4 protein-coding genes are annotated in these 8,939 nt (G+C 71.1%); 3 read left to right on the top strand and 1 reads right to left on the bottom strand.

Annotated features, from left to right (window positions below; translation table 11 throughout):
* The coding region (locus ACWCYO_RS24090) for an IPT/TIG domain-containing protein (RefSeq protein ID WP_449785346.1) at window positions 1-822 on the top strand (822 nt) is incomplete at its 5' end.
* A 698-nt stretch (window positions 823-1,520) separates the two neighbouring features.
* On the opposite strand, the gene ACWCYO_RS24085 is transcribed toward ACWCYO_RS24090, so the two are convergent.
* A complete protein-coding gene (locus ACWCYO_RS24085) occupies window positions 1,521-3,506 on the bottom strand; it encodes a Helicase associated domain protein (RefSeq protein WP_449785345.1) in 1,986 nt (661 codons plus the stop codon).
* Between the two features lie 835 nt (window positions 3,507-4,341).
* On the opposite strand from ACWCYO_RS24085, the gene ACWCYO_RS24080 reads away from it, so the two are divergent.
* Entirely contained in the window at window positions 4,342-7,146 is a 2,805-nt protein-coding gene (locus tag ACWCYO_RS24080) for an AfsR/SARP family transcriptional regulator (RefSeq protein WP_449785344.1), read from the top strand.
* Window positions 7,147-7,439: 293 nt separating this feature from the next.
* On the top strand, window positions 7,440-8,816 hold the full coding sequence (locus ACWCYO_RS24075) for an FG-GAP repeat domain-containing protein (protein WP_270150547.1): 1,377 nt from the start codon (window positions 7,440-7,442) through the stop codon (window positions 8,814-8,816).
* Window positions 8,817-8,939: the final 123 nt, after the last annotated feature.

Genomic DNA, 8,939 nt, shown 5'->3' with positions numbered 1-8,939 from the left:
GGAACGGTCCAGGTCACGGTCACCACACCGGCAGGCACCAGCAACGGCGTGGCCTTCACCTACACGGTTCTGCCGGTGATCACCAGCCTGACCCCGAACCAGGGGCCGACCAGCGGCGGGAACACCGTGACCATCTCCGGCACCGGCCTTTCGGGTGCGACCTCGGTGCTGTTCGGTACGCACGCCGCGACGATCACCGCCAACACCGCCGCCCAGATCACCGTCACCGCACCCGCGGGAGCGGCGCAGTCGGTCAACGTCACGGTCACCACCTCGGCGGGCACCAGCAACCCGCTGCCCTACTTCTACGTCGCGGCCCCCGCCGTCACCGGCCTGATTCCGACCATGGGACCGAGTGGTGGCGGGAACACCGTCACCATCTTCGGCTCCGGCCTGGCTCTCACCAGCGCCGTGCACTTCGGGTCCGCCGCAGCCACCAACGTCACCGTGATCTCCGACAGTCAGGTCACCGCCACTGCCCCGGCCGGCACGGGGACAGTCCTGGTCACGACCACCACACCAGGCGGCACCAGCACCATCGGGCTGGGCAACGCCTACTACACCTATGTCGCGCTGCCCGTCATCAGCTCCCTCAGCCCCGCCCAGGGTTCGGTGTCCGGCGGCGACGACGTCCTGATCAGGGGAAGCAACCTCACCTACACCGACGCCGTGTTCTTCGGAACCGCCCCGGCGTCCTTCGCCGCGGTCTCCGACACCATGGTCGTCACCACCTCACCGCCCGGTGCCGTCGGCCCGGTCACCGTCACCGTCCACTCCCCGGGCGGCACCAGCAACGGCGCCACCTTCCAGTACCAGCCGTAGCGCATCCCGAACGCCAGCGTCCACATCAAAGGAGGCGTCGTACACATTGATGAGCGGTGGATGACGAGACGATCAGCTGCGGGTCCCCCGGTGACGGGCACGGCGGTCGCCTGGGGTGAAGTCGATGCCGGGGCGGTGCACCCACGGCGCCGGCGGGTCTTCCGACTGGGGGAAGAGGAGGTGATGTTCCAGGCGCCTCGCCGGACGGCGGGTGGACCGGGGCACCTGGTGGACGAGCATGGACGTCAACGGCGCGTACATCGTGATGGTCCCCTCGGTCGAGGTCCTCGAAGAACTCGAGGAACAGCCGCCCACCACCGGGTGAACCGGCAGCCCCCGCAAAGCGGCCCCGGCATCCCAGGAGCGCTTCCCGGCGGAGGGTCCCATGCGGCGGTGCAGTAGCCACCGGCAGGCGGGCAGCGGATTCCGGTGCGGCAGGCACGCCGGAGCACCGGGGCAACGCGGTCGGGTCTGCCGGCCGGTCGTGCTGTTCTTAGCGGCGGGCGCGCAGCCCCACTCCTGGGATGCGCACCCGCCGCTGACTACGGAAAGGGGGGAGCCGTAGTCGCTCGACCACCGTAGCGGACCGACGCCATGAGAATACAACGCGTAACGGAGACGAAGACAACCAGCGGTCCGCGTGACATCCGCTTCGAGCCGGCCCGGACGTGGCTCCCCTCCGCGCATACCCCGGCCGTTCAGGCGGCCCGCAGGGCGTCCAGGAGAGCGGCCTGCTGCTCGGTCAGCTTCCCGTCGCTACGCACCTTGTCCTGCTTGCGCAGCCACGCGCCGGGCCGGAACGCCGGGTCCGCCTCGCCGCCGGTGCGGTTGGCGGGCCCGTCGAGGGTGCCGCCGGCGGCGAGGTAGGCGAGCAGGCGCCGGTAGGAGCGGTTCCAGTCCGGCTCCAGGCGCCACAGCTCGTCCAGCGCGTCCAGCTTCGCCGCCTGGTCGGCACCGAGGGCCTCGGCCTTGCGCTGGCGGCGCATCCACGCCCCTACCGCGTAGCCGTCCAGCTTCTCCGTCGAGGGGATCGCCAGGTGGCCGTGGTGGGCGGCCCAGGCACGGGCGTAGGCGTAGCCGCGTTCCCAGGCGTTGGCGTGCTTGGACCAGATCATGCCCAGCGCGTACAGCTCCGAGACCCGCGCGGCATCGAGCAGGCCTTGGCCGTTCAGGTAGCGCTGCCGGTCCAGCCAGGAGACCAGCTCGCCCTGCTCCGTCTTGTCGGTGGGGTCGAGGTGGCCGTGCTCCAGGTGGAAGGCGGCGGCGACGGCGTGCATGCGCTGCCACTCGGCCGCCCGCGGGATGAACGCCCGCAACTTCACCGTCTGGAGGATCCGCGCCGCGTGGCGCCGGGCGTCGATCCGCAGCCACTCCATCGGCGACTCCACCACCGCCGGCGGCTGCTCGCCCCGCCCGGCCTCGGCGACCTCGCCTTCCTCGGAGGCCTGCGCCGTGGCGTGCTGGGGCTGGGCGCGGCGGGCGCGCAGTTCGGTGATATGGCCCACGACGCGGGCGTCGTGCGCGGCCAGGGCCCGCAGGACGCGCCAGATCGTCCGGAACGAGCTGGCCTCGATCTCGGTATCGGCCTCGGCCTTGACTGCCTCGCCCGCGTCCTTCACCTCGGCCGGGTCGGCGCCGGCGGTGTCGTCGCCGAACACCGGGGTGGGCAGGTAGACGGGGATGATGACCCAGGAGACCTTGCCCTGCCGGTAGGACTGGCGCAGCGCGCGGCCTACGGCCTGGACGATGTCGATCACTGAGGACTTGGGGTCGGCGAAGCAGACCGCGTCGACCGCGGCGACGTCGATTCCTTCCGTCAGGAGCCGGGAGTTGCAGAGGATGCCACACTCTTCGCCGTCGTCGCCGGTGTGGGCCTTGAACTCCGCGAACGCCGCCCGCCGGTCCTTGAGGCGGTCGGTGCCGGCTACCGCCTTCGCCCAGATCCGCTCCGGCCGCTCCGCGTCCTTCAGCAGCGCGGCCGCCGCAGGCAGGTCCGCGGCGAACTCCCGCGCCCCCGACACGCGCGAGTGGAACGTGATCACGCGGCGCAGGTCCAGGTCCGCGACGGCGCGCAGCACCGCGACCTGCAACGCCAGGCGCAGCAGGTCCTCGTTGGGGCGTTGGGTGCGCAGGTCGGCGACGGCAGGCAGGTTGAGCAGGTCGCGCAGGTCCTCGTCGGTGACGACGGGGACCAGGACGCGGTAGTCGGCGAGGTAGCCGTGCTCGATCCCCTGGCCCAGGGTCCAGGTGTAGACGGTCGGGCCGTAGATCGTCTCGTCGTCCATCGAGCACAGCACGGGCAACTGCTCCGCGCCCTCGCGGCCGGCTCCGTCGGCGCCGGCGCCGAGGTCGGCCAGGCCGTCCTTCGCCCGCCGGTCGTCCGCGATGCGCGGAGTGGCGGTGAAGTACAGCCGCCGGACGGCGGGTACCTGGTCGTCGGCGTGGACGGCGGCCCACGCCTTGCCGTCCGAGCCGGCCGTGCGGTGCGCCTCGTCGACGACCACAAGGTCCCAGGCGGGCAGGCCGTGCAGCTGGTGGGCCTGGACGATCCGCTCCAAAGACGCGTAGGTCGCGTACCCGGTCACCGGCTCGCCGGGCTTCGCGGAGGCGACCAGGTCGGCGATCCGCGCGGCCCGCGTCGACACCTGCGCCCGCACCCGGCCGCCCGCCTCCGCGCTCTCCAACGCCTCATCACGCGAGCACGCCGCCACTGCCAGACCCCGCCGCCCGCCCTTCAACGATGGCTGGTGCGCTCACGCCGCCCCGTCCGCGACTACGAAGCCCGAACCGACACCTCGGAAGCGATTGTTCGGTGGTCGATGAGCATGGTCATGAGACGCCGGCTCGCCCGGCGACCGCACTGAACATCCCCGGACGGTCCTCGGCCAGCCAGCCCCGCGCGGGCCTGCGCGTCCCCGGCGCTCAGAGCATCCCGGACCCGGGGAGGAAAAGCGCAGATCAGGGGGTGCAACACAGGTCGTGTTGCACCCCTGTGTTGCATCGGTCACCGGCCACATTGCTTTTCGGGAACGTGATTGGGCCCTTCGCGGTGGCGGAGGGCCCAATCACGTTGTGGCTGGTCAGGTGAGGCGCTGGGGGGTGGATCGGTGAGGTGGATGGCCGCCGTGAGCGGTTTCGACAGCATGCTGCGCCCCGAGAGCCGACTGTCCGTCCGCTTGTCACGGACAGTGGACGGCAGTCGCCCGATGGGCGTGCCGCTCTACCAGAGCCAGGCGTTGCGGCGCGCCGCGCAAGCGGTCCGAATGCCACCCGTGAGAATTTCGATCAAGACGGCTGGCTTGCTGGGCCTCGGCCTCGCCTCGGAGAGGCGAACGCCAGGGCCGTCACCATATGGTTACGGGGGGATGTGAAGTCATGTGGTTCGGCCTGTTGGGCCCGCTCTCGGCTCGTGAGGGTGATTGTGGGTTGCCGCTGGGTGGTCCGAAGCGCCGCGCTCTGATGGCTGCGTTGCTGTTCCAGGCCAACCGGACGGTGTCCCTGAGTAGCCTTCAGAGCTCCATGTGGGGTGAGGAGCCGCCTGCCACTGCGATTGCCTCGCTGCACAACCACGTGGGGCGGCTGCGGCGGGTGCTGAGCGCCGAGGGCGCCTCGCGGCTGTCGTCCACTCCGTACGGCCTGCTGCTGCGGGTGGCCGACGGCGAGTTGGACGTCCAGGAGTTCACCGCGCTGCTCGCGCGTGCCCGCGCCGCCCGCGCACAGCATGACTGGCAGGACGTGAGCCACCACACGAGCGCGGCTCTGTCCTTGTGGCGAGGACAGCCGTTGTCGGACCTGCCGGAGCTGCACTCCCTGGAGTCGGAGGTCAGACACCTGTGCCAGACCCACCTGCAGGCGCTGGAATGGCACTTCGAGGCCGAACTGCAGCTGGGCCGGCACGCCGAGGTGACACCCGAGCTCAGCCGGTGGGCCTCCCGCCACCCGCTGCACGAGGCACTCCATGTTCAGCTGGTCACCGCGCTGTACCGCAGCGGACGCCAGGCCGAGGCACTCGAGGCGTTCGAGGCGGTGCGGAGCGCGCTCTCCGAGGAGCTCGGTGTCGGTCCCGGTCCAGCGCTGCGCGGCGTGCACCTGCAGGTGCTCACCTCCGACCCCGTGCTGCTGGAACTGCGCACCACGGCTCCCGAGTCCGTCCGCGCCGGCGCGCAGGCAGTGGAGGTCGTGGCACGGGATGCCCACGACTCGCAAGCCGCTACGGCCAGCCGCGCCGAGGCCACACCCACGCCCCAGGAGGCGGTGGTGCGGCAGCGGTCGATACCGGTTCCCGTGCAGCTGCCAGCCGACACCGCGCTGTTCACGGGCCGTCAGCGCGAGCTGCGGCAGGTGTGCCAGCTGCTGGAGCGGACCGCAGACGGCGCAGGCCCGCGGGTGGTGGCGCTGACGGGCATGGGTGGCGTGGGCAAGAGCGCGTTGGCAGTGCGCGCCGCCCACCTGCTGCGCGACCAGTTCCCCGACGGGCAGCTCCATGTCGACCTGCGCGGCTTTGGCGCCGGAACCCCGCGCCCGCCCCACGAGGTGCTCGCCACCCTCCTGGCCGACCTGCACCCGGCCGGGGCCGGCGCGAGCGCGCAGCCACTGCCCGAGGACACCGACGACCGCGCCGCCCTGCTGCGCACCACACTGGCCGACCAGCGCGTGATTGTCGTCCTCGACAACGCCCGTGACAGCGACCAGGTCCTGCCGCTGCTGCCCGGCACCGGCGCCAGCGCGGTGATCGTCACCAGCCGCGCTGCCCTCCCCGACCTGCCCGGTGCCCACCACGTCCCGCTGGCGCCCATGGACATCGAGGAACAGCGTGCACTGCTGTCCGCGGCGTGCGGGGTCGAGCGCGTGGAGCATGACCTGGACGGCGCGATGCGGATCCTGGCGGCCTGTGCCGGGCTGCCGTTGGCACTGCGGATCGTCGCGGCGCGCCTGGCCGCCCGCCCCGCCTGGCCGCTGGGCGTCATGGCCGACCGCCTCGGCGAGGGCGGGCCCGGGCGTCTGTCGGCGCTCACCGCAGGGCGATGGGAGGTGCGCGCGACGTTCGCCTCCAGCTACCTCGCGCTGCGCGACAGCGAGCAAGCCACCGAGCGCGAGGCGGCGCGCGCCTTCCGGATGCTGGGCCTGTGGCCCGAGCAGGTGTTCACCCCTGCCTGCGCCGCAGCACTGCTGCACCGCTCTCCCACCCAGGCGGGCGAGCTGCTGGAACTCCTGGTGGACGCCCACTTGCTGCAGAGCCCGGCCCCACTGCGTTACCGCTTTCACGACCTGCTCGGCGAGTACGCCGCCGAACGCGCCGACGAGGCCGAGCCGGCCGAGGAACGCGAGGCGGCCAGGCTGCGCCTTGGCGTGTGGTACGCGCTCGCGCTGGAGAGCGCGCGCCTGAGCATGCGCGAAGGCGGCCCGTTGCCGCCGAGGCTGGAGGAGGAACCGCCTGCCCCACTGCCCGTCTTCGCCGACGAGGCGCAGGCGATGGCCTGGTGCCGTGAGGAACTGGCGAACATCGGAGACGTGATCGGTCGGGCCGGTAACGGCCCGCGCCCCGACCTGGCCTGGCGGCTGGCCGTGTGGCTCTTCGGCTACATGCGCAACAACTGGTGGACCGGCCAGTGGGAGGAGTACCTGAAGCAGGCGCTGCGCATCGCCGAGCAGCACGACGACCGGCTGGGCCGTGCCTGGGTGCTGCGCAACCTGGGGGCCTGCCACGGGATGGCCAGGCGCCTGGAGAAGTCCATCGAGGCCCTGCGGACGGCCCTCACGCTCTTCGACGAACCTGCGGGCAGGGTCGCGGTCCTCTCGAACCTCTCGCTGGCCTACGGATTCCAGGGCCAGGCCGACCAGGCGCTCGCCCACGTGCGCGAGGCCCTCGACTTGCACCGGCGCAGCGGCGGCGGCGGGCGGCTGACCGCGATCCTGGTGAGCTCCCTGGCCGACGCCCTGCGGGTGGCCGGGCAGCACGCGGAGGCGAGTGCGCGCTATCGCGAGGCGCTCGCGCTGTGGCGCGACCACGGCGACGCTTCCAGCGTTGCCATCACGTTGGCCAACTTCGGCGATGTGCTGGGCGTGCTCGGTCGACGTGAGGAAGCCTTCGCCGCACTCCGCGAGGCCCTCGACACCCTCGACCGGATCGGCGACATCGCCCTCGTCGCCGACACTTTGGTCATCGCTGCCCGTACCCACACCCGATTCGCCGAGTGGCACGACGCCCGTACCCGCGTCCACCAAGCCATCGACCTCGCCGACCGTCACCACATGACCGCCTGGCTCAGCGACGCACATGATGTCCTCGCCAGCATCGAAAACGCCCACAGCAGGGGGGCATGAGCGATCGAGCCGGCCGGGGACCGGCTGGCGGGGCCGATCATCAAGCAGGCCCCGGTGGCCCGTCATATCTGAAGGGACGGGGGCGGCACGGCGAGGCGCGGCCGGAGCGCACCGGGACCGGAATGGTTGCTCTGCCGCCTGGGACGGCCCGTTGCTGGTTGTTGGTGAGTTGTTAAGCGGTTGTTGGTAGGTCCTGTCAGTCTCTGTCCAGACCACGCGACGACCAGGTCCTTGCGCGGCAACCGGTGTTGGCCGAGCCGCACGATCCGGGCTGCCGCATGCCTACCTGTCGTGTGGGACCGGACGACTCGCCGCCTGACGCTCGCCCAAGGCCGTCCCAGGGAAGGGCGCTCGACCTTCGCGTCGAGGCCGGCCGCCACTACTGCCTCGGACTGGCTCTCGCGACGGTCATAGCTCAGAGGATGGAACACTTGAAAATCAAGAAACTACGAATTCGCCGGATCAGGGCCGCCGCCACAGTTATCGCCCTGCTGTTGGCGAGCCTGTCGTTCTCTGTCGGCCAGGCCTCCGCCTACGTCTATCCCGGCCCCTACTTCGAGATCCAGAACCAGGCGACCGGCCTGTGCCTCGAGGCATCCCCGGACTACAATCCGCAGCAGCTCGAAGCCCACGACTGCGGCACCAGCGACGACCAGTTCTTCTCGATCTGGAACCAGAATTGGCTCATCGACGCGGCCAGGGCCCCTCTCACCGGCGGCGGCATCTGCCTGGCGACGGACTCGTACAGCGACGCCCTGTCCGTCAATTGCGGCAACAACACCTACGCCCTGAGCTGGAAATACACCTCAGCGGCTGGCGCCTGGACGGTTTTCGCCAGCCCAAATGGCTGCTACCTGAAGATCGTCGGTGACTCCACCGTCGCCTGTATGCCGGGCTTCAACGGCCCCGAGACAAAATGGCGCATGATCTACGGCCCCCGACACTACTCCCAGACGACGGCCGCGGACTTCACCGGTGACGGCAAGGCCGACATCATCGCCCGTGACAACTCCAACGGCAACCTCATGATGTGGGTCCATGACGCGGGCGGCGGCTTCAACGCGCCCAAGGTGCTCACCGGGGGCTGGGACTTCACCGAGACGACCGCCGGCGACTTCAACAACGACGGCAAGGCCGACCTGATCGCCCGCGACGCGAGCGGGAACCTGTGGATGTGGTACGGGAACGGCGACGGGACGTTCACCTCGAAGCACCTGGTCACCACCGGCTGGAACTTCACGCAGACCGCGGCTGCCGACTTCAACGGAGACGGCAACGTCGACCTCATCGCCAAGGGCACCGACAACAACCTCTACATCTGGCCGGGCAACGGCGACGGAACCTTCGGCGCCCCACACGTCCAGACCGGTGACTGGAACTTCACCGGAACCCGCGCCGCCGACTTCAACAACGACGGCAAGGCCGACATCCTCGCCCGCGACGCGAACGGGAACCTGGAGCTGTGGCTCCACGACGGCGGCGGGTCGTTCAACGCGCCCAACAAGCTCACCGACGGCTGGTACTTCACGCAGACCGCGGCCGCCGACTTCAACGGAGACGGCAAGGTCGACCTCATCGGCCGCGACGACGCCACCGGCAACCTCATGATCTGGGCCGGCAACGGCGACGGCACGTTCACCGCGCCCTACACGCTCACCGGCGGCTGGTAAGCCACTCGGCGGGGGGGGGGGGGGGGGGGGCGGGGGGCGGGGGGGGCGGGGCCCCCCCCCCCCCCCGCGGCGAGCCCACGGGGGGGGCCCCCCCGCGCCCCGCCCCCCCCGCCCCCCCCCGCG

It is taken from the genome of Kitasatospora sp. NPDC001683 (genome assembly GCF_053596495.1).
This window is presented reverse-complemented; position numbering and strand designations above follow the sequence as displayed.